At 72.2% G+C, this 23612-nt stretch carries 25 protein-coding genes and 1 pseudogene; 17 read left to right on the top strand and 9 right to left on the bottom strand.

Translation table 11 applies throughout. The annotated features are described in order from the left end of the window. Positions 1 to 13 precede the first annotated feature (13 nt). From ACZ4VK_RS03700 to ACZ4VK_RS03660, 9 genes are all read left to right on the top strand, one after another. A complete protein-coding gene (locus tag ACZ4VK_RS03700) occupies positions 14 to 835 on the top strand; it encodes a helix-turn-helix transcriptional regulator (RefSeq protein WP_468348834.1) in 822 nt (273 codons plus the stop codon). Positions 836 to 902: 67 nt separating this feature from the next. Further along, positions 903 to 1265, top strand: coding sequence for a cytidine deaminase (locus ACZ4VK_RS03695; RefSeq protein ID WP_468348057.1), 363 nt, complete (start codon positions 903 to 905; stop codon positions 1263 to 1265). A 198-nt stretch (positions 1266 to 1463) separates the two neighbouring features. Continuing rightward, a complete protein-coding gene (locus ACZ4VK_RS03690) occupies positions 1464 to 1943 on the top strand; it encodes a hypothetical protein (RefSeq protein ID WP_468348055.1) in 480 nt (159 codons plus the stop codon). Between the two features lie 191 nt (positions 1944 to 2134). Further along, a complete protein-coding gene (locus ACZ4VK_RS03685; protein ID WP_468348053.1) occupies positions 2135 to 3466 on the top strand; it encodes a beta-xylosidase in 1332 nt (443 codons plus the stop codon). 67 nt (positions 3467 to 3533) lie between these two features. Continuing rightward, positions 3534 to 4505 (top strand): COG1470 family protein, encoded by a 972-nt coding sequence (locus tag ACZ4VK_RS03680; protein ID WP_468348051.1) that lies wholly within the window; start codon positions 3534 to 3536, stop codon positions 4503 to 4505. A gap of 21 nt (positions 4506 to 4526) precedes the next feature. Then, positions 4527 to 5477, top strand: a complete 951-nt coding sequence (gene era / locus ACZ4VK_RS03675; protein WP_389679117.1) for a GTPase Era — start codon at positions 4527 to 4529, stop codon at positions 5475 to 5477. A gap of 149 nt (positions 5478 to 5626) precedes the next feature. After that, positions 5627 to 6613 (top strand): AraC-like ligand-binding domain-containing protein, encoded by a 987-nt coding sequence (locus tag ACZ4VK_RS03670; RefSeq protein WP_468348049.1) that lies wholly within the window; start codon positions 5627 to 5629, stop codon positions 6611 to 6613. A 97-nt stretch (positions 6614 to 6710) separates the two neighbouring features. After that, positions 6711 to 7067 carry a peptidase inhibitor family I36 protein gene (locus tag ACZ4VK_RS03665; RefSeq protein WP_468348047.1) on the top strand — a complete coding sequence of 119 codons (357 nt, stop codon included), beginning with the start codon at positions 6711 to 6713 and terminating at the stop codon, positions 7065 to 7067. Positions 7068 to 7071: 4 nt separating this feature from the next. After that, positions 7072 to 7959 carry a hypothetical protein gene (locus ACZ4VK_RS03660; RefSeq protein WP_468348045.1) on the top strand — a complete coding sequence of 296 codons (888 nt, stop codon included), beginning with the start codon at positions 7072 to 7074 and terminating at the stop codon, positions 7957 to 7959. A 17-nt stretch (positions 7960 to 7976) separates the two neighbouring features. On the opposite strand, the gene ACZ4VK_RS03655 is transcribed toward ACZ4VK_RS03660, so the two are convergent. Further along, on the bottom strand, positions 7977 to 8240 hold the full coding sequence (locus ACZ4VK_RS03655; RefSeq protein ID WP_468348043.1) for a protealysin inhibitor emfourin: 264 nt from the start codon (positions 8238 to 8240) through the stop codon (positions 7977 to 7979). A gap of 20 nt (positions 8241 to 8260) precedes the next feature. Continuing rightward, on the bottom strand, positions 8261 to 9313 hold the full coding sequence (locus ACZ4VK_RS03650; protein WP_468348041.1) for a M4 family metallopeptidase: 1053 nt from the start codon (positions 9311 to 9313) through the stop codon (positions 8261 to 8263). 298 nt (positions 9314 to 9611) lie between these two features. On the opposite strand from ACZ4VK_RS03650, the gene leuA reads away from it, so the two are divergent. Further along, positions 9612 to 11375 (top strand): 2-isopropylmalate synthase, encoded by a 1764-nt coding sequence (leuA, locus tag ACZ4VK_RS03645; protein ID WP_468348039.1) that lies wholly within the window; start codon positions 9612 to 9614, stop codon positions 11373 to 11375. A gap of 329 nt (positions 11376 to 11704) precedes the next feature. Then, positions 11705 to 12397, top strand: a complete 693-nt coding sequence (locus ACZ4VK_RS03640; protein ID WP_468348037.1) for a TerB family tellurite resistance protein — start codon at positions 11705 to 11707, stop codon at positions 12395 to 12397. A 12-nt stretch (positions 12398 to 12409) separates the two neighbouring features. On the opposite strand, the gene ACZ4VK_RS03635 is transcribed toward ACZ4VK_RS03640, so the two are convergent. The 6 genes from ACZ4VK_RS03635 to ACZ4VK_RS03610 all read right to left on the bottom strand — a co-directional run bounded on the left by ACZ4VK_RS03635 (position 12410) and on the right by ACZ4VK_RS03610 (position 19088). Then, positions 12410 to 13780, bottom strand: coding sequence for an FAD-binding oxidoreductase (locus tag ACZ4VK_RS03635; RefSeq protein WP_468348035.1), 1371 nt, complete (start codon positions 13778 to 13780; stop codon positions 12410 to 12412). An 80-nt stretch (positions 13781 to 13860) separates the two neighbouring features. Beyond that, positions 13861 to 15636, bottom strand: a complete 1776-nt coding sequence (locus tag ACZ4VK_RS03630; RefSeq protein WP_468348033.1) for a helix-turn-helix transcriptional regulator — start codon at positions 15634 to 15636, stop codon at positions 13861 to 13863. A 74-nt stretch (positions 15637 to 15710) separates the two neighbouring features. Further along, entirely contained in the window at positions 15711 to 17081 is a 1371-nt protein-coding gene (locus tag ACZ4VK_RS03625) for an FAD-dependent oxidoreductase (protein WP_468348031.1), read from the bottom strand. A gap of 145 nt (positions 17082 to 17226) precedes the next feature. Continuing rightward, positions 17227 to 18042: a hypothetical protein gene (locus tag ACZ4VK_RS03620; protein WP_468348029.1), complete on the bottom strand. Its 816-nt coding sequence runs from the start codon at positions 18040 to 18042 to the stop codon at positions 17227 to 17229. Between the two features lie 33 nt (positions 18043 to 18075). Then, positions 18076 to 18270 carry a DUF397 domain-containing protein gene (locus ACZ4VK_RS03615; protein ID WP_468348027.1) on the bottom strand — a complete coding sequence of 65 codons (195 nt, stop codon included), beginning with the start codon at positions 18268 to 18270 and terminating at the stop codon, positions 18076 to 18078. Next, positions 18252 to 19088, bottom strand: coding sequence for a helix-turn-helix domain-containing protein (locus ACZ4VK_RS03610; protein ID WP_468348024.1), 837 nt, complete (start codon positions 19086 to 19088; stop codon positions 18252 to 18254). The genes ACZ4VK_RS03615 and ACZ4VK_RS03610 overlap by 19 nt, the downstream gene beginning before the upstream one ends. 131 nt (positions 19089 to 19219) lie before the next feature. Between ACZ4VK_RS03610 and ACZ4VK_RS03605 the strand changes: the two genes are divergently transcribed. Both ACZ4VK_RS03605 and ACZ4VK_RS03600 read left to right on the top strand, forming a co-directional pair. Continuing rightward, positions 19220 to 19441, top strand: a complete 222-nt coding sequence (locus ACZ4VK_RS03605) for a hypothetical protein (protein WP_468348022.1) — start codon at positions 19220 to 19222, stop codon at positions 19439 to 19441. Then, positions 19438 to 19656 (top strand): hypothetical protein, encoded by a 219-nt coding sequence (locus tag ACZ4VK_RS03600; RefSeq protein ID WP_389679103.1) that lies wholly within the window; start codon positions 19438 to 19440, stop codon positions 19654 to 19656. The genes ACZ4VK_RS03605 and ACZ4VK_RS03600 overlap by 4 nt, the downstream gene beginning before the upstream one ends. A 40-nt stretch (positions 19657 to 19696) precedes the next feature. Here ACZ4VK_RS03600 and ACZ4VK_RS03595 read toward each other — a convergent pair whose 3' ends face one another. Further along, positions 19697 to 20296, bottom strand: coding sequence for a maleylpyruvate isomerase family mycothiol-dependent enzyme (locus tag ACZ4VK_RS03595; protein ID WP_468348020.1), 600 nt, complete (start codon positions 20294 to 20296; stop codon positions 19697 to 19699). A 71-nt stretch (positions 20297 to 20367) separates the two neighbouring features. Between ACZ4VK_RS03595 and ACZ4VK_RS03590 the strand changes: the two are divergent. The 4 genes and pseudogenes from ACZ4VK_RS03590 (at position 20368) to ACZ4VK_RS03575 (ending at position 23566) form a co-directional block, all read left to right on the top strand. Further along, positions 20368 to 21290, top strand: a pseudogene (locus tag ACZ4VK_RS03590) (LysR family transcriptional regulator). Between the two features lie 60 nt (positions 21291 to 21350). Further along, a complete protein-coding gene (gene recO, locus ACZ4VK_RS03585) occupies positions 21351 to 22100 on the top strand; it encodes a DNA repair protein RecO (protein ID WP_468348019.1) in 750 nt (249 codons plus the stop codon). A 12-nt stretch (positions 22101 to 22112) separates the two neighbouring features. Continuing rightward, entirely contained in the window at positions 22113 to 22937 is an 825-nt protein-coding gene (locus ACZ4VK_RS03580; protein WP_468348018.1) for an isoprenyl transferase, read from the top strand. Between the two features lie 77 nt (positions 22938 to 23014). Further along, positions 23015 to 23566: a YcxB family protein gene (locus ACZ4VK_RS03575; RefSeq protein ID WP_468348017.1), complete on the top strand. Its 552-nt coding sequence runs from the start codon at positions 23015 to 23017 to the stop codon at positions 23564 to 23566. Positions 23567 to 23612 lie beyond the last annotated feature (46 nt).

Raw genomic sequence — 23612 nt, 5'->3', positions numbered from 1 at the left:
GCGCGAGTTCCTGATGAGCCGCCGGGCCCGGGTCAGCCCGGCCGACGCGGGCCTTCCGGACGGTGGCGCGCGGCGCCGCACGCCGGGGCTCCGGCGCGAGGAGGTCGCGGTCCTCGCGGGCGTCGGGGTCTCCTGGTACCAGTGGCTGGAGCAGGGCCGGGACATCACGGTCTCGCCGCAGGTGCTCGACTCGGTGGCGCGGGTGCTGCGGCTCAGCCCGGCGGAGCGGCGTCATCTGTACGTCCTCGCGGCGCTGAACCCGCCGGCTCTGGAGGCGGCTCCTGAGGACCGGGACATGTGCCAGGGGCTGCGGCGCCTCATCGACGCGTGGATGCCGTTCCCCGCGCACATCATGGACGTGTACTGGAACACGGTCCTCTACAACGACGCGGCGGCGATCGTGCTCGGGATGCGGCCGGAGATCTCGCAGAACTGCCTGGTGAACTTCTTCACCGATCCGCTGTACCGCTCGCGGGTGGGGCACTGGGAGGAGCTCGCGCCGAAGGTGGTCGCGCAGTTCCGTTCGGCGTGCTCGGAGTGCCCGGACGACGAGGGTTTCCGGGCGGTGGTCGAGGAGGCCAAGGAGCTCAGCCCGGAGTTCGCGGAGCTGTGGGAGCGGCGGGACATCCTGCCGGGCGGCCAGAACCGCAAGGAGATGGAGCATCCGCTGGTCGGCACGCTGGTCGTGGAGGCGACGCAGCTGCGGGTCCCGGCCCGTCCGGACCTGGTGATCGTGATGCACACGCCGCTGCCGGAGGCCGACACCGCGGAGAAGCTGGAGTGGCTGGTGTCCCCGGAGGGGCGGCGCGGGGCGATGTACCCGGTCGCGGGATGAGACCGGGAGCGGTCGCGGGCTGAGACGCGGTCCGGGTGTGCCCGGCCCCCGACCTATGCTCAGGGGCATGACACTCAGCAGCGAGCACGGCGACCTCGGCGCCGAGGACCTCAAGATCATCACCCTGGCGCGGAGCGCCCGCGCCCGCAACGGTGTGCCCGAGGGGGCGGCCGTGCGGGACGAGACCGGTCGTACCTATGTCGCGGGGACCGTGGAGCTCGAGTCGCTCAAGCTGAGCGCCCTGCGGACCGCGGTCGCGATGGCGGTGGCGAGCGGGGCGCAGTCCCTGGAGGCGGCGGCCGTCGTGTCGAGCGCGGATGCCGCCACGGACGAGGACCGCGCGGCGGTACGGGACCTCGGCGGCCCGGAGACCCCGGTGCTGCTCGCAGGGCCCGACGGGCAGCTGCGCGCGGCGGTCACGGCGGGCTGACACGCGCGAGCGGCAAAGGGTCCGGTGCCTCGGCGCCGGGCCCTTGCGCGTTTGTGAAGGATCACCGTGGCTTCTCTTGCCTTCCCCGGCGGTCTGCGCGTCAATGGCAGCGACCGGTCCGACGGACCGTCAGATCTCTCGTCCTCCACGCAGCGCCCGCACCCCTGCGTTCTTCGATGGAAGGGGTACGACCTCGCCATGAGAACCAGAAGCAGCTCAGGAGCCGTCGCGGTGCTCGCCGGAGCGCTCGCCGCCACCGGACTCGCCTTCGCGCCGACGGCCGCCGCCGTCTCGCCGGGGACCGCCACGGCGACGTACGACTGCGGCAGTTGGGGCGGCGGCACCGCCACCCTCACGGCCACGCAGAGCGGCACCGCCGCGACGATCAAGGTCACCTCCGCCGTGACGACGCCGATCGCGGTCGGCGCGGACCAGATCAACGCCACGCTGACCATGGCCAAGGCCGGTGGCGGCACCCGGGTCTTCACCGGCAAGAAGAACCCGGCGCTCGGTGCCGGGCAGTCCGTCGTCATCGGCCCGCTGAGCGGGACCGTGGCCTCGGGCGACAGCCTCAACTCGTACTTCGCGGGTGTCGCCCTCAAGATGGTGATCTTCGGGGTCACGGTGAACTGTGACGCGGTGACCTCGCAGTCGCCGGGTCCGTTCGTCTTCAGCTGAGCCCCGAGCCACCCCGGACCGGTGTCGCCACTGGCGGCACCGGTCTCTGTCGTGACCTGGGGAAACGCCCATAATGTGCCGATCTTGACAGGAACTGATGGGTCATCAGTCGATGTCTTTCGCGTGCATTGACTTATCGAAGCCCGCGGCCGTCAATGGCGCCCACTCATCCCTCAGGAGGGGGCACACCCATGGCACTCACCCGATCCCGGGCGGCGGCCCGAAGACGGCGCTGGACCGCCGTCCTCGGCGCCACCGCCCTCGCGGTCGGCGGCGGCGCGCTCGCCGCCCCGGCCGGCGCGACCAGCACCTCCGCGGAGGTGCGGTTCCCCACCCGCTGCGTACCGCCGCCGATCGCCGGCATCCCGCCCATCGAGGGCACCACGACCGCCGCGATCACGGTCGACAAGAGCAGCCCCAAGGTCGGCGACACCGTGACCGTCACCTACACGATCACCAAGCCCGCCGCGTCCAACCCCGTCGACCTCGCGCTCCCGGCCGACATCATGACGCCCAGCGGCAAGGTCGTCCTCGGCGGCGCCCAGACCGGCGCGATCAGCGTCACCGGCCCCAAGAAGAACCCGCCGGTCCCCGGCAAGGGCTCCTTCCCGGCCTTCTCCATGACCGGCACCTTCACGGTCGCCCAGGCCGGATCGATCACCCTCTCGCCCGGCGACTACAACATCCACACCAGCTACCTCATGGAGCTCGACACCCCCTGTACGGTGCTCAGCCCGCCCGCCCCCGTCTCCGAGACGGTCGTCGCGAGTCCCGTCACCAGCCCCAACACCCGCGCGCTCCAGCTCGACAGCGCCTCCGGGGACCCCGGCGTCCGGGTCACCGTCAACGGCTCGAAGTTCACCCCGCTCACCGAGGTCACCGTCGCCGGCCGCGCCGGAGCGGCGGAGACCGCCGACCGGATGACGGTCACCACCGACAGCGAGGGCGGCTTCGCCGCGCGCCTGAAGGTCAACGACGTGGCGACCACCGGGATCGTGGCGTACGAGGGCGCGGCCTGGGACCCCGACAAGGGTGCGGGACCCGCCGCGTACAAGGTCGTCGTCCCGGCCCCGCCGAACAGCCAGACGATCACCGCGGCCGTCACGGCGGGCGAGCTGTCCATGACCCAGGCCGGGGACGCCGTCCAGCTGACCTCCGTCGACTTCGGCCAGGGCGGCGCCGCCACCGGCGACCTCCACACGGTGACCGTGAAGGACTTCCGCGGCGGCCCCGCGGGCTGGTCCCTCACCGGCAAGGTCACCGACTTCACCGGCCCCGGCGGCTCCATCGGCGCCGGGAACCTCAGCTGGACCCCGGCGTGCACCGCCAGGGCCGGCAGTCCCAGCGCCTGCGCGGCCGGCTCGCCCGGCCCCGTCGGCAGCGGCGGCGCGACCCTCGCCTCCACCGCGAACGGCACCCTCACGGGCGGCGAGTTCACCGTCGGCGCCGGGCTCTCCCTCGACGTCCCGGCGTTCACCGCGCCCGGCTCGTACGCGGGCGTGCTGACCCTGACCCTGTCCTGACCCGTCCGGCGGGCCGGGCGCGCACCCGCCCCGCCCGCACCGATCCGCACCCCGGGGGTTCCGCACCGTGCGCCGTACGCCGTACGTCCTCCTCCTGAGCACCCTCCTCGCGATCCTGAGCCCCGCGCCGGGCGCGGAGGCCGCCGAGAACGGCGAGTGGGCCGTCTATCCGGCCGCCGCCCGGCTCGGCAGCCGCCCCTACTTCTTCCTCACCGCCGACCCCGGCAGCACCCACACCGACCGGGTCACCGTCGCCAACAAGACGGCCGCCCCACTGACCTTCCGGCTCTACGGCGCCGACGCCTACAACACCGACCGGGACGGCGGCTTCGCCGTCCGCACCCAGCGGGAGCGGCAGACCGGCGCCGGTGCCTGGATCAAGCCCGGGCGGACCCGGATCACCGTCCCGCCGCGCTCCGCCGTCACCGTCCCGTACACCCTGACCGTCCCCGCCGACGCCGACCCCGGCGACCACCCCGGGGCGCTCGTCGCCCTCGACGAGCGGGTCGGCTCCGGGACGAAGGGCTCCGTCGCCGTCGGCGTCCAGCGGGCGGTCGCCGCCCGCCTCTACCTGCGGGTCAGCGGACCGGCCGTCCCCGCCCTCGCCGTCGAGGACGTCACCCTCGACCAGGACCGGCCGCTGGTCCCCGGCACGCGTACGAGCAGCGCCGTCGTCTCGTACACCCTGCACAACCGGGGCAACGTCACCCTCAGCCCCAAGGTCGCACTCCGCGCGGAAGGGCTCTTCGGCCGCACCCTCCTCGCCCGCGATCTGGCCCGGGTGCCGTCCGAGCTGCTGCCCCGCCAGAAGATCCGGCTCACCGAGCGGTGGACCGGCTCCCCGCAGTTCGACTGGGGCGACGTCACCCTCACCGCCACCGCGAAGGACGTGCGGGAGACCGGCGCCGTGTCCTTCCTCGCCCTGCCCTGGCTCGCCGCCGCGACCCTGCTCGTGGGAGGCGCGGCGGGCGTCTTCGGCCTGCGGATACGGCGGCGCCGGGCGGCCCGTACGACCGCGGATCCGCACGGAGGTACGTGAGGCGGGCGCGCATCGGGGACAATGGCCCCCATGAGCGCTCGCAACCAAGAAACCGAAGCCGTCCACCGGGCCGGCTTCGCCTGCTTCGTCGGCCGCCCCAACGCGGGCAAGTCCACCCTCACGAACGCTCTGGTCGGCCAGAAGGTGGCCATCACCTCGAACCGGCCGCAGACCACCCGGCACACCGTCCGAGGCATCGTGCACCGCCCGGAGGCGCAGCTGATCCTCGTGGACACCCCCGGGCTCCACAAGCCGCGCACCCTCCTCGGTGAGCGGCTCAACGACGTCGTGCGCACCACCTGGGCCGAGGTCGACGTGATCGGCTTCTGCCTGCCCGCCGACCAGAAGCTCGGCCCCGGCGACAAGTTCATCGTCAAGGAACTCGCCGCGATCAAGAAGACCCCCAAGGTCGCGATCATCACCAAGACCGACCTGGTCGACTCCAAGACGCTCGCCGAGCAGCTCATCGCCGTCGACCAGCTCGGCAAGGAGCTGGGCTTCGAGTGGCAGCAGATCGTCCCGGTCTCGGCCGTCGGCGACAAGCAGGTCCAGCTCGTCGCCGACCTGCTGATCCCGCTGCTCCCCGAGTCCCCGCCGCTCTACCCCGAGGGCGACCTCACGGACGAGCCGGAGATGGTCATGGTCGCGGAGCTGATCCGCGAGGCCGCGCTCGAAGGCGTACGGGACGAGCTGCCGCACTCGATCGCGGTGGTCGTCGAGGAGATGATCCCGCGCGAGAACCGCCCGGCGGACCGGCCGCTGCTCGACATCCACGCCAACGTGTACATCGAGCGCCCCAGCCAGAAGGGCATCATCATCGGCCCCAAGGGCAGCCGCCTGAAGGAGGTCGGCATGAAGTCCCGCAAGCACATCGAGGCACTGCTCGGCACGCCCGTCTTCCTCGACCTCCACGTGAAGGTCGCGAAGGACTGGCAGCGCGACCCGAAGCAGCTGCGGAAGCTGGGCTTCTAGCGGAACCCTCCCCCGTCCGGCCGGAGGCCGGCCACGCGATGCCCGGAGCGCCGTGTTGTCCCCCCGTGCCATCGGCACGAGCATCCTGTCCCGCACGTCTGGACACGGCCGGCCCGACCGGCCGACCGGTCGAACATGGGGGACGACACATGGACGTTGTTTTCGACAGTGACGCGTTACCGGAGGCCGCGCGGGCCGGTGCCTGGCAGGAACTCACGGCCGAGGCCCTCTGCACCACCCAGGTCCGGTTCCCCGACGCGAGCCGGCTGCGGGTCCGGCTCGCGTCGACGGCCCTGGGGGAGGACGTACAGCTCTCGGCGCTGGCCTACGACTCGCTGGCCTGCCGCCGGACGCCCGAGCTGATCAGGCGGTCGGACCCCGGCCTTTACCAGCTGGCCCTGATCACCAGCGGCCGGCAGTACCTGGAGCAGTGCGGCCGGAGCGCTTCCCTGGGCCGGGGCGAGATGGTCCTGTACGACACCTCGCGCCCGTACGAGGCCTCCGTCGCCGCCGACGGGTCGGGGGCCGACTCGCTCCTCGTGAACCTCCCGAAGCGGCTGCTGCCGCTCCGGGAGGCCCAGCTCTCCCGGATCCTGGCCGTGCCGCTGTCCGCACGCCACGGCGTGGGCCGGATCCTCGCCCATCTCCTCACCGGCTTCGGCGAGGAGGCGGCGCACTGCACGCCCCAGGACACCCACCGGCTCCGGAGCACGGTCCTCGACCTGACGAGCGCGGTCCTCGCCCACCACCTCGACCGGGAACGGGCGCTGCCGGCCCCCTCCCACCAGCGCGTGATGTTCCTGCGGATCGAGTCGTTCATCCGCGCGCACCTGGGCTGCGAGGAGCTGACGCCCGCCGCCGTCGCCTCCGCCCACCAGATGTCGCTGCGGGCCCTGCACCGGCTCTTCGGGCACCACAACACGACGGTGGCCGAGTTCATCAGACGCCAGCGCCTTGAGCACTGCCGGCGCGACCTGGCCGCCCGCCACCTCAGCCACCTCACCGTGCACGCGATCGGCGCGCGCTGGGGTTTCCCCCGGCCGGCGGTCTTCAGCCGGGTCTTCCGCGCCGCGTACGGGGTGCCGCCGGGGGAGTACCGGCACAGCGTCCTCATCGGCGCGGGCACGCAGGGGTAACGGCCGGGCACGGAGTGCGAATGACCCGGTGGCCCGGGGTGGCTAGCGTCCTGCCCGGCGGTGGAACCACCGCTGTTCGCAACGGGAGGAAATCCGCATGCTGAAGAAGCTCATCGCGAGTGTGGCCGTCATGGCGTCGGCGGGGATCGGCCTCGGCGTCGCCGCCTCGCCGGCCGCCGCCAGCCCCTGTCCGTCCGGGATGCTCTGCGCGTACCTGTACACGAACTACGTGGGCGACCCGGGCACGGTCGAGTTCAACAACACCAACCTGCTCCAGTACAACAAGTTCAACAACGCGGTGTCGGTGTCGAACTCGGGCAGGGACTGCAGCGTCCGCATCTACAGCGGTACGGGTTACACCGGCTCCTCGGTGGTCATCCCCCGCGGCTACGGCATCGGCAACCTCGCCGGCACGGCCTACTACAAGAACGTCGCCTCGAACCGCTGGTGCTGATGCCGTGAACCTGCGACCAGCAGCCCTGTTCGTCCTGTGCCTGCTGGCAGTGGGCGGGTGCTCCTCGGCACCCGCCCACCGGGACGCGAGCGGTCTCCCCGTCCCCCTGGACGGGGCCACCGTCGTCCCCGAGCGGCAGGCGGGGACGCTGTACGAGGCCGAGGAACGAGCGGTCGGCGCGTGCATGCGCCGGCGTGGATTCGCCTACGAACCGGTGCGGGCCGGCCGGTACGTCTCCGCGAACCCCTACGGCCTGCTCACGGAGGACGCCGCCAGGGCCGACGGGTACGGCATGGCGTCCGTCGCGCTCGCCGGCCGCCCCGACGACCCCAACGCGACCGCGGTCGCCCGGCTCGACGAGTCCCGGCGGACGGCCTGGCAGAAGGCGCTGACCGGCTCGGGCGAGCGGCAGATCACCCTGACGGCGAAGGGGGCGCCCTCGCTGCGCGTCAACACCGACGGCTGCGTCTACCTGGCCCGCCGCGAGGTGTACGGCGGCGCGTGGGAGCAGGCGGAGGTGGACGCCACCGGAGTGAGCGCGGAGGTCGTCTCCCGGGTCGCCGCCGCCCCCGAGTTCCTGGCGGCGCAGCGGACGTGGGCCGCGTGCATGGCGGAGCAGGGGGAGACCGTCGGCACGCTCCAGGAGGCCCGGGGCCTCGTCCAGGACGCGCTGTCCCAGGCCGGCGACGACCGTGAGGCCCTGCTGCGGACGGGCCGGCGCGAACAGGAACTCGCCGTGCGGGACGCGCTCTGCCAGGACCGCGGTGACCTCGCCGGGGTCACGCGTACGGCTCAGGAACGCGTCCAGGCCCGGCTGCCGAAGACTTCCTGGGCCAAGGCCACCCAGGTCAGGGAGCTCCGTGACCAGGCCCTTCGGCGTACGGGCGCGTGATCCGGGAGACAGGCCCCTCAGGCGCCTTCCTTGAGGACCCTCGTGATGAGGGTCCTCTGGGCCTCGGTCAGGCGCGGGTCGCCGCAGTGGACCGTCTCGCCGTCGACGGTGATCTCGTACGCGAAGCCGTCCGGCACGCCCCGGCCCTCGTCGCCGCCCCCGTCGAGGACCGCCACGGCCAGGGCGTGCCACTCGCCGGCGTCCGGCCGGCCGGAGGTGTCCACCTCCGCCGACCGCTCGATGCCCGCGAAACCGCCCGTGCGCCGCACTCGAATCCGCATGAGGCCTGTCTACCAGCCGGTCAGTCGGTGGGCACCCCCACCGCCGCCCAGGCCTTCAGGACCGCCTGGATCTCCTCGCCGTCGCCGAACCGGGCCCGCGCCGCCGCCACCGTGGCCGCCGCGAACTCGGAGAAGCGGGCCTCCGGGGTGAGGGTGCCGCCGGTCATCACGTCGTACCAGATCCGTCCGGCCCGCTCCCAGGCGTTCCCGCCGAGCTCGGTCGCGGCCAGGTAGAAGGCGTGGTTGGGGATGCCGGAGTTGATGTGCACCCCGCCGTTGTCACGGCCGGTGCGGACGTAGTCGTCCATGTGGGCGGGCTGCGGGTCCTTGCCGAGGACGTCGTCGTCGTACGCGGTCCCCGGGGCCTTCATGGAGCGCAGCGCCGTCCCCTCCACGTTGGGGTGGAAGAGGCCCTGGCCGATGAGCCAGTCGGCCTGCTCGGCGCTCTCCCCGCGCGCGTACTGCTTGACCAGCGAGCCGAAGACGTCGGAGACGGACTCGTTGAGGGCGCCCGACTGGCTGAAGTACTCCAGGTTCGCCGAGTACTGGGTGAAGCCGTGGGCCAGCTCGTGGCCGATGACGTCCACGGGCAGGGTGAAGTCGAGGAAGATCTCGTCGTCGCCGTCGCCGAACACCATCTGCTCGCCGTTCCAGAAGGCGTTGCCGTAGTTCACGTCGTAGTGGACGGAGGCGTGCAGCGGCAGCCCGGCGCCGTCGATCGAGTCGTGCCCGAAGGCGTTCAGGAAGAGGTCGAAGGTGGCGCCGAGACCCGCGTACGCCCGGTTGACGGTGGCGTCCCCGGTCGCCTCCTCGCCCTCGGCGCGGACCCGCTCGCCCGGCAGGTCGGTCCCCTGCCGGCAGTCGTAGACGGTGCGGTGCGGCCGGCTGGCCTCGGCGGGGGCGAGCGTGGGCGTGGCGCCGGGCAGCGGCAGCACGCGGAACGTACGGGCCGAGGCGTCCGCGATCAGGGTGCGGCGGGCGGCGGCCGCGACGGCCGGGTTCGAGGAGTGCGCCAGGTGCTCCAGGAGGTGCGGCGGGACGATCGAGCAGAAGACAGGCGTCTGGGGAGTCATCCTCGCAATGTGGCAGTGCGTGAGGCCGCTGTCACGGGATGAGACGAGGATTGGCGAAATGGAGTGATGCGTCACTGTTCGGGCTTGACGGCGCGGCCGTCCCGCATACTGAAACGGGACGTCCGCCTCCGTCGTCCCTGGGCTAGGCTGCGGCACATCATGCGTTTCGGGCTGCTTCTCCTTAGCTGCCGCGGCGAGGGCCTGTAGTCGTAGGCCGACCCCCTCCCCGCGGGACCTGGTGTTGCGTTCGACAGTCGGCCGTCCCTCCCTCTCGCAGGATTTCGAGGAGCCCAACGCAATGACCCAGTCTCCGTTCATCGGCCGCCCCACGCCCGTCACCAACGCGACGCAGCTGCAGAAGCCGTCCGGGATGCCGATCCACAAGTACGGCCGCTACGAGGCCGTGGAGATCCCCGACCGCACCTGGCCGGAGCAGCGCATCACCAAGGCCCCCCGCTGGCTGTCCACCGACCTGCGCGACGGTAACCAGGCCCTGATCGACCCGATGTCCCCGGCCCGCAAGCGCGAGATGTTCGACCTGCTGGTGCGCATGGGCTACAAGGAGATCGAGGTCGGCTTCCCGTCCTCCGGCGAGACCGACTTCGCGTTCGTGCGCTCCATCATCGAAGAGGGCGCGATCCCGGACGACGTCACCATCTCCGTACTGACCCAGGCCCGCGAGGACCTGATCGAGCGGACCGTGGAGTCCCTGGTCGGCGCGAAGCGCGCCACCGTCCACCTGTACAACGCGACCGCGCCCACCTTCCGCCGGGTCGTCTTCCGCGGCTCGAAGGAACAGATCAAGCAGATCGCCGTGGACGGCACCCGGCTGGTCATGGAGTACGCGGAGAAGCTGCTCGACGAGCGGACGGTCTTCGGCTACCAGTACAGCCCCGAGATCTTCACCGACACCGAGCTGGACTTCGCCCTGGAGGTCTGCGAGGCGGTCTGTGACGTCTGGCAGCCCGGCCCCGGCCGCGAGATCATCCTCAACCTGCCCGCCACCGTGGAGCGTTCGACGCCGTCCACGCACGCGGACCGGTTCGAGTGGATGTCCCGGAACCTGACCCGCCGCGAGTACGTCTGCCTGTCGGTGCACCCGCACAACGACCGCGGCACGGCCGTGGCCGCCGCCGAGCTGGCGATCATGGCCGGCGCCGACCGCATCGAGGGCTGTCTGTTCGGCCAGGGCGAGCGGACCGGCAACGTCGACCTGGTGACCCTGGGCATGAACCTGTTCAGCCAGGGCGTCGACCCGCAGATCGACTTCTCGCAGATCGACGAGATCCGCCGGACCAGCGAGTACTGCAACCAGATGGAGGTCCACCCGCGCCACCCCTACGCGGGCGACCTGGTCTACACCGCCTTCTCCGGCTCCCACCAGGACGCCATCAAGAAGGGCTTCGACGCCATGGAGGCCGACGCGGCCGCCGCGGGCAAGACCGTCGACGAGATCGAGTGGGCGGTGCCGTACCTGCCCATCGACCCGAAGGACGTCGGCCGCTCCTACGAGGCCGTCATCCGGGTCAACTCGCAGTCCGGCAAGGGCGGCATCGCGTACGTCCTGAAGAACGACCACAAGCTGGACCTGCCCCGCCGGATGCAGATCGAGTTCTCGAAGATCATCCAGCAGAAGACGGACGCCGAGGGCGGCGAGGTCACGCCGGCCGCGATCTGGGCCGCCTTCCAGGACGAGTACCTGCCCAACCCCGGGAACGCCTGGGGACGGATCCAGCTGCGCTCCGGCCAGACGACGTCCGACACCGACGGCACCGACACCCTGACCGTCGAGGCGGTCGTGGACGGCGTCGACACCGTCCTGACCGGCTCCGGCAACGGCCCGATCTCCGCCTTCTTCGCCGCCCTGCAGGCGATCGGCGTGGACGCCCGCCTGCTGGACTACCAGGAGCACACGATGAGCGAGGGCGCCTCCGCGCAGGCCGCCTCGTACATCGAGTGCGCCATCGACGGCAAGGTCCTGTGGGGCATCGGCATCGACGCCAACACGACCCGCGCCTCCCTGAAGGCGGTCATCTCGGCGGTCAACCGCTCCGCCCGCTGACCCCGGCTGACCCCGCCTGCGACGCCCCGCCCCGTCCCTTCCCGAGGGGCGGGGCGGTCCGCGTCCGCCACCCCGGAGGGTGATCTCGCGACGACCGGTTCGGCCATCGGACCCGGAGCGACCGGTGCCACCGTCGTGGCCGTCCTGCCCGGCGGAGGCTCCCTGGCCTTCGGAAAGCGTCGCCGCGGCGCCTCCCGGCCCTTCCGGGACGATGACGTGTCTCGGCCAACTCCGTGGTGAACTCCTGACGGGGTGCTGACGCCACATCAAGGATGTGGCTAACATCACGCCAACGCCGGCAGTGCAGCCGGGCCGTTGAGGAGGTGCGTATGCCGTCTGCCCGGAATTCACGTGGTGGGAAAGTGGCCGTCTGCGGAATTCGTACCTCCTGGAACACCGTCGGCGACGGCGAGTTCTTCTGCGAGGAGTGCGGCGGCGACCGGAACTACAGGCGGCGCACCGGCCGCCGCAGGTTCGCCGTCCTGGGCGTCCCGGTCCTGCCCCGCGGCTGTACGGGCCCGGTCGTCGAGTGCGCGGCCTGCCACACGCACTTCGGTACGGAGGTCCTCGACCACCCGACGACGAGCCGCTTCTCCGCGATGCTGCGCGACGCCGTGCACACCGTCGCCCTGGCCGTCCTCGCGGCCGGCGGCACCGACTCCCGCGCCGCCCTCGACCGGGCCGTGAGCGCGGTCAGGTCCGCCGGCTTCGCCGAGTGCACGGCCGTCCAGCTCGTCGACCTCGTCGAGGCGCTGGAGGCCGACACCGGGCGCTTCATGCCCGAGGTGAACCCCGAGGGGACCCTCCTCGCGATCGAGCTCCACGAGGCCCTGGAGCCGCTCACCCCGCACCTGGCGGCCGCCGGGCGGGAGTCCGTCCTGCTCCAGGCCGCCCGGATCGCCCTCGCCGACGGCGCCTACAGCCCGGCCGAGCGCGAGGTCCTCGGCACCGTCGGGAACGCGCTCGCGCTCGCCCCCGACGACACCGTCCGGCTGCTCGCCTCGGCGCGGACCGTCTCGTAGTCGTCGACACCCCTACGGAGCGATGTTCTGGTTGAGCCGGAACACGTTCCCGGGGTCGTACCGGCGCTTCACCGTCCGCAGCCGGTCCCAGTTCTGGCGGTAGTTGACCCGCACCCGGTCCTGGTCGTCGGTGTCCATGAAGTTCACGTAGCCGCCCTCCTGCGTGTGCGGGCGCAGCGCCTTGTCGTAGGCGCGGGTCCAGGCGATGTTCCGCGCGGAGTCCGCCGCGTCGGTCCAGGTGCCGCCGATGGAGTGCGAGAAGCAGGCGTCCCGGTAGGCGAACGCGGTCTCCTCCGGGCCCACCCGGTGGCAGGCGCCGTCGATCGGGAAGATCGCGGTGTCCGACTCCAGGGACGGCAGGGTCGCGCCGTACTCCACATGGGCCGCGACGGCCCCGTCCGTGAGGCCGCGGCTGAAGTTGCCCTTCCAGTAGTGGAAGAGCCCCGCCGGCAGCTGCTCGTCGAAGAGGGTGTTGATCACCGGGTACGGCATCCGCTCCATGAACCGGCCGATCACCGGTCCCAGTGCGTCGAGCCGGGCGAGGACCTTCTCGTCCTCCGTCGCCGGGCCGCTGAAGCAGGTGAACGCGGCGCAGATCGGGCGGCCGTGCCAGCGCTCCGGCAGGAACGGTTCCTCCGGGCCGAGCGCAAGCACCAGGATCGAGTTCAGCTCCTCCGGCGCGGCCAGGATCATGTCCCGCCAGGCGCGGATCACGTCCGCGTCGAGCGGATAGCAGCTCAGGCCGCCGAAGACGTCCGCGACCGGGTGCACCCGGAAGACGAGCGAGGTGGCGACACCGAAGTTGCCGCCGCCGCCCCGCAGCGCCCAGAACAGGTCCGGGTGCCGCTCCGCGTCACAGGACACGAGCGTGCCCTCGGCGGTCACCACGTCGGCCGCGACCAGGTTGTCGCAGCTCAGCCCGTACCGGCGGGAGAGATGGCCCATGCCGCCGCCGAGCGTCAGACCCCCGACGCCGGTCGTGGAGATCACCCCGCCGGTGGTGGCGAGCCCGAAGCCGTGGGTGGCGTGGTTGAAGTCGCCCCAGGTGGCGCCGCCCTCGGCCCGCGCGGTACGGGCCTCGGGGTCGACCCGGACGCCCCGCATCCGGGACAGGTCGACGACGAGCCCGTCGTCCACTGTGCCGAAGCCGGCCACCGCGTGGGAGCCGCCGCGCACGGCCGGCGGCAGGTCGTGCTCCCGGGCGTACAGCACCGCCGCGATCACGTCGGCCGCGTCCACGGCGTGGACGACGACGGCCGGGCGGCGGTCGTGCAGGGCGTTGTAGACCCGGCGGGACACGTCGTACGACGGGTCCCCGGGGGTCACGACGGTGCCGCGCACGGCACCGCGGAGCGTGTCCAGGGAATCGGTGGTGGTGGTCATGGTTCCGGTCTAGCCCCGCGGGTCCCGCCACCGCATCGCCCGAACCGCCCATGGTCCGGCGACGGTCCCGCATGGGCCGTTCAGACCAGGCCGTGCGCGTACGCGTAGGCCGTGGCGGCGGCGCGGGAGCCGACGCCCAGCTTGGCGAAGATGTTGTTCAGATGCCGGGCCACCGTGTGCTCGCTGATCACCAGGGCGCGCGCGAGGTCCTTGTTCGTCCCGCCCGAGGCGACGAGGCGCAGCACCTCCGCCTCCCGCGCGGTGAGCCCGCCCGGCAGCCGCCTCCGCGTCCCGGTGGAGAGCAGCGCCGCCGCGCGCCGGGCGTCCGGCACGGCACCGAGCCGCTCGAACACGGCCCGCGCGGCAGCCAGTTCGAGACGGGCCGCCTCCTCGTCACCGCCCGTCCGGTCGGCCGCCGCGAGCAGCATCCGTACCTGAGCGGCCTCGTACGGCACCCGGAGCTCCAGCCACCCGGCGAGCGCCCGCCGCAGCAGGCGCGGCGCCTCGCCGCTCCGCTCGGCCAGGGCCACCGAGCCGAGCGCCGTGTCGGCGAGGGCCCGCAGCAGCGGTACGTCCCCGGCCAGGGCGTCGAGCTCCGCCGCCGCGTCCGCCGCCCCCGGCACGTCACGGACCGCGAGGGCCACCTCGGCGCGGGCGGCGAGCAGCCGGGACCGGCCCAGGAGGTCGTGGTGGGGTTCGCTCCGGCAGGCCAGGGCCAGGTCGATGCCGGCCACCGCCGCGTCGGCCCTGCCCTGCGCGAGGCGCAGCAGCGCGAGCCCCGGCTGCGGGATCCGGCCGAGTTCATGGGCGTGGCCGTAGGAGACGGCGGCCGCTTCGAGGCGGCCCTGGCGGCGCTGGACGTCACCGGCGGCGTAGTACGCGGCGGCGGCCGACTCCAGACAGTCCACCGGCACCTCGCGGCAGGCCTGCCGGGCCTCCGCCTCCGCGAGCTCCCAGACTCCCAGGAGGTCGAGGACCTCGACCCGGTGGGCCCGGCAGACCCCGCGGAACGGGTTCTCGCCGGAGGGCACGGTCATGGGGAGCGGCGTGGGGGCGGGTGCGGGTGCGCCGGCCGGTTCTGTACGGGTCCCCCGGTCGACCTCCGGCGGGCGGCCCCGATCGTCCTCTGGCGCGCGACCCGACCACGGCGGGGCGCACCACTCCATCGCCGCGTTCGTCCACTCCACCGCCCGGCCGAAGTCGGCCGCCTCCATGCACTGGGTCAGGGCCAGACAGAACAGCCAGCCCGTGAACATGCCGCTCAGCTCGCCCGCCGACACCGCGCACATGGCGTCGTCGAGGAGGGCGAGGGCCTCGGTCCTGCGGCCGGCCGCGAGGAGGACACCGGACTCGGCCTGCCGGCTGAGGGCGAGGAGGTCGGGGCTGCCGGAGCCGAGGGCGAGGGCGGTCATCCGGCGGGCGGCGGCGAGGGCGGCCTCGTGGTCGCCGTGCGCCTGGGCCTCCTCGGCGTCGCTCCAGGCGAGGAAGCACTGCTCCGGACAGTCCGGCAGCTCCTCCAGGTGGTGCCGGGCCCGGTGGAGCCAGCCGGCCGCCGCCGCGGGGCGCCCGAGACCCAGGTACTCGTAGTGCAGCCACCAGGCGGCGAGCCCGGCGCCCCGGTGGTCGTCGGCCGCCAGATAGGCGGCGTGCGCCCTGAGCCGGGCGGTGACGGACTCGTCGACGTGCCCCGACCACCAGGCGGCGTCGGCGAGCACCGAGAGGTCGTCGGCGGTCAGACCGCGCGAGGGGTGCTGGTCGTGGGCGTGCAGCAGCGCGTACGCCTCCGCCCAGGACTCACGCGCCGCGGCGTCCCTGGCTCGTTCGACCGTGTCGGTCGTCGTGGTGGGTGCGGACATGGCCGCTCACCCCTTTCCCGGCCCTTTCAAGGGTAGGACCGGGGAGGGGTGAGGGCCTGTTGCGGCGAGAGCCCCTACTGGATGGCGCCGCTCGCGCGCAGCATGTCCTCGCGCTCGACGATCTTCACGCGCTCGCGGCCCTGCGGCTCGCCGAGCGCCTTCTCGGCGGCGTCCAGGGCGTACCAGCCCTCCCACGTCGTGTACGTGAGGCCCTTGCCCTCCAGGAAGGACACGACCGCGTCCGCCTCCGGGGCCTCGGGGGTCTGCAGGCGCCCGTTCGCGAAGTCGTCCAGGAGGTTCGCGACGGTCTCGTTGGCGTCGCCCTTGGTGTGGCCGATGAGGCCCACGGGACCGCGCCGGATCCAGCCGGTGACGTACGTGGAGGTCATGTGCTCGCCGGTCTCCTCGATCACCCGGCCGCCCGCGTCGGGGACGGTGCCGCTGGCGGTGTCCCAGGGCAGCTTGGGCAGCTCGTCGGAGAGGTAGCCGACCGCGCGGTAGACGGCCTGGACGTCCCAGTCCGTGGTCGCGCCGGTGCCCTTCACGTTCCCGGTGCCGTCCAGCTCGGTGCGCTCGGTGCGCAGACCGACGACCCGGCCGTCCTCGCCGAGGATCTCGACGGGCGACTCGAAGAAGTGCAGGAAGAGCTTGTGCGGGCGGTCGCCGATGTCGCGGATCGCCCAGTTCTCCAGGGTCTTGGCGACCATGTCGGTCTGCTTGTTCTTGCGGCGCTCGGCGATCGAGCCGTCGTCGTAGTCGATGTCCTCGGGGTTGACGATGACCTCGATGGTGGGGGAGTGGTCCAGCTCGCGCAGCTCCATGGGGCTGAACTTGGCCTGGGCCGGGCCGCGCCGCCCGAAGACGTGGATCTCCAGGGCCTTGTTGGCCTTGAGACCCTCGTAGACGTTGGCCGGGATCTCGGTCGGCAGCAGCTCGTCGCCGGTCTTGGCGAGGATGCGGGCGATGTCGAGGGCCACGTTGCCGACGCCGAGGACGGCGACCTTCTCCGCCTCGAGCGGCCAGGTGCGCGGGACGTCCGGGTGACCGTCGTACCAGGAGGCGAAGTCGGCGGCGCCGTACGAGCCGTCGAGCTCCACGCCCGGGATGTCCAGCGGACGGTCGGCCATGGCACCGGTCGAGAAGACCACCGCGTCGTAGAAGGCGCGCAGGTCGTCCAGGTGCACGTCGGTGCCGTAGTCGATGTTGCCGAAGAGACGGACCTGCGGCTTGTCGAGGACCTGGTGGAGGGCGGTGATGATGCCCTTGATGCGCGGGTGGTCGGGGGCGACGCCGTAGCGGATCAGGCCGAACGGGGCGGGCATCCGCTCGAAGAGGTCGATGGACACACCCGGCTCGGCGGCGGCCTCGGACTTCAGCAGCGCATCGGCGGCGTAGATTCCGGCGGGGCCGGCGCCGACGATCGCGACCCGGAGGGGGCGGGGCATGACGGGTTTCCCTTCGCAAGCGACATGGCGGCGAGGCCGCCGACACTTAGGCCACCCTAAATAACCCCGGGTATGGAACGGTACCCGCCCCCGGTCTATGGACTCATAAGCCGGACTTATGGCCTCCATAAGTCAAGGTGTCGGCTCAGAAATCACCCATGCCGAGAAGGCTCGTGACGGCGAGCGCGATCACCCCGGCGGTGAAGAGCAGACCGATGCCGACGCTGAGCGCGGCCAGGGAGGCGTCGAGGCGCAGCCAGGTCCGCTTCCCGAGGGCGGTCACGCGTCCGGGATCCTGCGGATCGTAGGCGACGTCGATCGTCCACGCGGCGGCGGTCGAATGCACGTCGCGCCGCAGCCCCGTGGGGTCCATGTAGCTGAACACGCCCCGCTCGCCCGCGACCCGCTCGGCGACGACCGTGACGCCGTGCTTGCGGAGGTGCCACTCCCGGTAGGGGAAGTACGCCACCGCCGAACCGGCCGCCAGGAACCCGAGCCCCATGAATCCGAACGGAATGATCAGGATGATGGCGCCCGCGTGCCCGGTGACGACCACGAGCACGCACAGGGCGATGATCGCGAGAGTGCCGTAGAGCAACGCCCGCTTGAGCGCGTGCAGCGCCTTCGTGGTGTGCGGGTCACCGCCCAGGCGGTCGCCCGAGACGTGCCCCGCGCCGTCGGCGAACTTCCCCTCCGTCGGCAGGGCCGCGTTCACCGCCTCGGCGAACGCGACGGCGGCGGCCTCGTCCACGCCCTCGAAGCGCTGCACGGACGGCGCCGTCCCCGCCGGGGCCGTCAGCTCGACGGCGACGCCTCGCCCCTCGGCGCTGACGCGCTCGACGGCCTTCAGCGGGATGTGCATCTCCTCGCGGGGGCGGCGCAGGATCAGGGTCTGGCCCTCGGCCCGCAGGAAGGTGCCTTCGGGCCCCTGGAGGCGGGGTATCGGGGAAGTGATCGACATGGCCGGGATCGTACGACCGGCCGGCGGCCCGCGTCAGTCCTTCAGGGCCGTGACGAAGGCGGTCCAGGCGGCGGCGGGGAGGATGAGGGCGGGGCCGGCGGGGTTCTTGCTGTCCCGGATGGGGACGACACCGGGGACACCGGAGGCGATCTCGACGCAGTTGCCCCCGTCGCCGTTGCTGTAGCTGCTCTTGCGCCAGTGGGCGTTGGTCAGGTCGTACGCGCGCATCGTCTGAAGTCCTCCGCCGCCGACTGGATCAGTGCGAGGGACGCCTCCGGCGACAAGGCGGCGACCCTGAGCAGATCGTAGGTGCGCTGGGCTTGCTTCACCACCGCCGGATCGTCGAGGAGCGTCCCTGAAAACGCCGTCTCCGTATAGGCGGTTGGCGGCTGGTCCTCAAACTCCATGAGCCTCAGCGAGCCCTCCATCGCAGCGTGTGCGCCCACCTCCCGGGGAAGTACCGTCACCAGCACCCACCGCTCCCGGATCAGTATCGCGATGTGGTCCAGCTGTGCGGCCATGGCCTCCGGACCCCCCACGGGGATGCGTAACGTGTTCTCGTGCAGGATCGCCCAATACTCGGGCCTTGTTGTCGCATCCCTGAGGATCCCCGCGCGCTCCATCCGGGGGTCGACCTTCTCCTCGACGAACTCCTCCGTGGCGAACGGGTGCGTAGCCACGGTCACGGCCCGCGCGTACTCCGCCGTCTGCATCAGCCCCGGCACCACCGTCGGCGCGAACTCGCAGATCTTCGTCGCCACCGCCTCAAGCTCCGCCACCTCGCTGAAATAAGTCGCGTACGGCGACTTGTTGATGAGCTTGCGCCACGTGCGTTCGAAAATACCGCCGGTTTGTAGGACTTCGTCGATTCGTTCCGCCACATCCCGCTGCGGCTTTCGAATTCCCTGCTCAAACAGACCGATGTACGCACCCGACACGAACACCCGTGCGCCCAGTTCTCCCTGGGTGAGGCCCGCCGCCTCCCTGCGTTCCTTCAGGACTTCCCCGAAGAACACCCACGCGTCCTGCTGCTTGCCTCTGGCCATGGATTAACTCCCCCACGCTACCCCGCAGTTGTACGGCTGCGCGTCTGCCGATTCTACGGATCAGGGGCCACCCTGGTGAGGCGAAGCAGGAAATGGATTCAGAAAGGCATACGTTGGTGAAGGAAGACATCATGAAGACGACCACGGGGGCCATCGAAGCCGCTCAAGAGGCAGTGACGGAATTGCGCGAGGCCCTCGCGAGGGCGGGAATCACGCTCCCCTCGCTCGGGCTCGACGTCGTCACCCTCGCCGCCGATCCTCCGAGGCCGCTCGTCGAATTGGGATGCTGCACGGCGGAAACGGCGCGGCTCATCGCCGCCGCCCTACTGCCGGGGGAGGAGAACCGGTCATGACCGCACTGCCCATCGGGTCGTACGTCGTGGAGATCCGCACCGGGCGGGTCGGGAGAGTGATGGGACACGAAGGGCCGTACGTCCAGATCCGCCCGCTCGGCGGCGGGCGGGAGTGGGACGTGGAGCCCGGGGAGGTCCGGGAGGCGACCACGTCCGAGCGGCTGAGCGCCGCCACGGCGCACGTCAACGCCCGCAGCAGGGGCGAGGTGCCCTGAACCTCGCGTGCCCGTGGCGGCGGCTCTCCGGGCGGGGCCGTCACTCCGCCTCGGGGAGCGCCCGTCCGTAGGCGAGCAGCAGGAGTTCCTGGGCGGGGCGGTTCACCGTCCGGGCGCCCGTGCCGTACGACCAGTCCAGGTCGGTGGCCCGCAGCGTGACGCCTTCGAGGTCCGCCCCGAAGAAGCGGAGCGTCCGGGGGGTCACGGTCCCCAGCAGGATCCGCAGGCGCTCCTCGGGGACCTGGCGGCCGAGGCCGAGCGGGACGGTGATGTCCAGGCCGTGGATCACGTCGTGGCCGAGGGCCGCCGCGAGGCCGCCCACCGGCGGTTTCCACGGGTGATGGGCGTTGTCCCGCAGGGCTGCCGCGAGTGCGCGCGGCGAGAGCGAGGCGGCGTCGCGGCGCGCGAGGCGGTCGGTCATCCGGTGCAGGTTGCCGCCCGCGCGGGCGAGTTCGCGGACGGTCCTGCCAAGCGAGTACCGGAAACCCATGCTCATGTGGCCGGCCACCTCCCGTACCCGCCACCCGCCGCACAGGGTCGGCGCGTCCCACTGGTCCTCCGTCAGCCCGTCCAGTACATCCGCGAGCTCGCGCCGCTCGGCCGCGATCGCCGCACGCGTCTCCTCCGCCGTGGTCTCCATGATCACCAGCGTGACGAAGCGTCCGCCAGAAGTCCAAGAGCGGCTTCTTCTTCTCACTAGAATCCCTGGTTATGGAGCTCCGTCAGCTGCGGTACTTCCTCGCCGTCGTCGAGGAGGCCGGCTTCACCCGCGCCGCCGCCCGCCTCCACCTCGCGCAACCGGGGGTGAGCGCCCAGATCCGGCAGCTGGAGCGGGAGCTCGGGCAGCCGCTGCTCGACCGCTCCGGCCGGACGGTGACGACGACGGCCGTCGGTGAGGCGGTCCTGCCCTTCGCGCGGGCGGCGCTCGCGGCGGCCGAGGGAGTGCGGCGGACCGTGGACGAGTTCACCGGGCTCGTCCGAGGCCAGGTGTCCGTCGGACTCGTGTCCGGCGCCGCCGCCGAGGAGTTCGACGTCGCCGCCGTCCTGGCCGACTTCCACGACGACCACCCGCAGGTGGAGATCTCCCTCGTCGAAGACACGTCGGAGCGGATGCTCGCGGCCCTGCACCGCGGCGAACTCGACCTCGCCGTGATCGGCCTCGCCGACGACGGCCCGCCGCAGGGCGTCAGCCTCCAGGTCTTCGTCGACATGCCCCTTGTCGCCGCCATGGCCCCGGACGACCCGCTGCTCACCCCCGGCGGTCGCACCGGGCTTCCGCTGGCCGCGCTCGCCGGCCGCCCCCTGATCAGCCTCCCGCGCGGCACCGGCCTGCGGGGCGTACTGGAGCGTGCCTGTACGGAGGCGGGCTTCCGGCCCCGTGTCGCCTTCGAGGCGGCCGCGCCGCAGCGGCCCGGCTCGCCGCCCGTGGCCTCGGTGTCGCCGTCCTCCCGGAGCTCCCGGCCGATGCCGCGGCCGAGCTCGGGCTCCGTACCCTCCCCCTCACCGACCCGCCCCTCCGCGGCCGGGTCGCCCTCGCCTGGCCGGCGGACGGCCCCGCCGCCCCGGCGGCCGCCGCGCTCCTCGCCCGCATGCGGAAGGCGTTCCCAGCTGTCGGAACACGGGTCCAGCCCTAGGTCCCTCCCGGCCGTGCCGCCCGTGGTCGGCCCGCCCCCGGCGTACGGGAGAATGGGCCCATGAGTCTGTTCCGCGACGACGGCATCGTGCTGCGCACCCAGAAGCTGGGTGAAGCGGACCGCATCATCACGATCCTCACCCGCGGTCACGGGCGCGTACGCGCTGTCGCGCGCGGGGTGCGGCGGACGAAGTCGAAGTTCGGGGCGCGGCTCGAACCGTTCTCCCACGTGGACGTGCAGTTCTTCGCCCGGGGGAGCGAGCTCGTCGGGCGCGGCCTGCCGCTCTGCACACAGAGCGAGACCATCGCCCCGTACGGCGGCGGCATCGTCACCGACTACGCCCGCTACACCGCGGGCACCGCCATGCTGGAGACGGCGGAGCGGTTCACCGACCACGAGGGCGAGCCCGCCGTCCAGCAGTACCTGCTGCTCGTGGGCGGCCTGCGGACCCTCGCCCGCGGCGAGCACGCGCCCCACCTCATCCTGGACGCCTTCCTCCTCCGCTCGCTCGCCGTGAACGGCTACGCCCCCAGCTTCGACGACTGCGCCAGGTGCGGCATCCACGGCCCCAACCGGTTCTTCTCGGTCGCCGCCGGTGGAGTGATCTGCGGCGACTGCCGGGTGCCCGGAAGCGTCGTACCCTCCTCGGAGGCCGTAGGCCTGCTCAGCGCGCTGCTCACCGGCGACTGGGCGACGGCGGACGCGTGCGAGCCGCGTCACGTCAGGGAGGGCAGCGGACTCGTGTCCGCCTATCTGCACTGGCACCTGGAGCGCGGCCTGCGCTCGCTGCGATATGTAGAGAAAAGCTAGGAGAGACCATCCATGGCCATCGCACGACTCCTCGGACGCCAGCGACGGGAGTACCGGACCCCCGAGCCGCATCCGTCCGGTGCCCGTCCGCCGAAGCTCCAGCCCGAGTTCGTCCCGGAGCACGTCGCGATCGTCATGGACGGCAACGGCCGCTGGGCCAAGGAGCGCGGCCTGCCCCGCACCGAGGGGCACAAGGTCGGCGCCGAGCAGGTGCTCGACGTGCTCCAGGGCGCCCTGGAGATGGGCGTGGGGGCGATCTCGCTGTACGCCTTCTCCACCGAGAACTGGAAGCGCTCGCCCGAGGAGGTGCGCTTCCTGATGAACTTCAACCGCGACTTCATCCGCAAGACCCGCGACCAGCTCGACGAGCTCGGCATCCGCGTGCGCTGGGTGGGCCGGATGCCCAAGCTGTGGAAGTCGGTGGCCAAGGAGCTCCAGGTCGCGCAGGAGCAGACCAAGGACAACACCAAGCTCACGCTCTACTTCTGCATGAACTACGGCGGCCGCGCGGAGCTCACGGACGCGGCGCAGGCGCTCGCGGAGGACGTGAAGGCCGGCCGGCTCGACCCGGCGAAGATCACCGAGAAGACCATCCAGAAGTACCTCTACTACCCGGACATGCCGGACGTGGACCTCTTCCTGCGGCCCAGCGGCGAGCAGCGCACCTCCAACTACCTGATCTGGCAGAGCGCGTACGCCGAGATGGTCTTCCAGGACGTGCTGTGGCCGGACTTCGACCGCCGCGACCTGTGGCGCGCCTGCGTCGAGTACGCCCAGCGCGACCGCCGCTTCGGCGGCGTCGACCCGGCCGACATGGCCGTCCTCGACAAGGCCTGAGAAAGCCTGACGAAGCCTGACAAGGCCTGAGAAAGCCTGAGGAGAAGCCGTCACGGGGTGACGCTACGATCCGGCGGATGAACGGGAAATCGGACGACTCCACGCTCCACGACCGGGTCGAACTCACCTACTCCGCCGCCCTCGCGGACGTGCGCGAGGCGGTACGCGTCACCCTGGGGGCCGCCCGCTGGTGGCGGGCGCTGCGGTGGCTCGCGTACGGCTCCGCCGTCCTCGCCTTCCTGATCGCCGCTCTGGAGCTGCTGCTCCCGGGCGAGCCGGAGGTGGGGACCGTGGCCGAGATGACGGGGCTCGGCGTCGCCGCCGTCTCCGTGATCCACCTGATGAGCTGGGCCGTCGCCCACGCCTTCTTCCTGGCCGCCCGCGCCCAGGGCGGCGAGGCCAGGGCCGTCGTCGACGCGGACGGCGGCCGGTGGACCGCCCGGAACACCGACACCACCATCCGCTGGGCGCTGCTGCCCCGGTACGTGGAGACCGACCGGCTCTTCGTCCTGCTCACTCCCCGGAAGACCGGCTCCGGCTTCGCCTACCTGCCCAAGCACGGCCTCGCCGACCCGGCCGAAGCGGACCGGCTCCGGGCCCTCCTGGACCGGCACAGCAGCCGCGTCTGACGACAGACGGGAGGGGCCCGCACCGAAACGATCCGGTGCGGGCCCC

The sequence above is a fragment of the Streptomyces sp. NPDC028711 genome (assembly GCF_055565415.1).
Note: the sequence above shows the minus strand (reverse complement) of the source record. Positions and strands in the feature narration are given on the sequence as shown.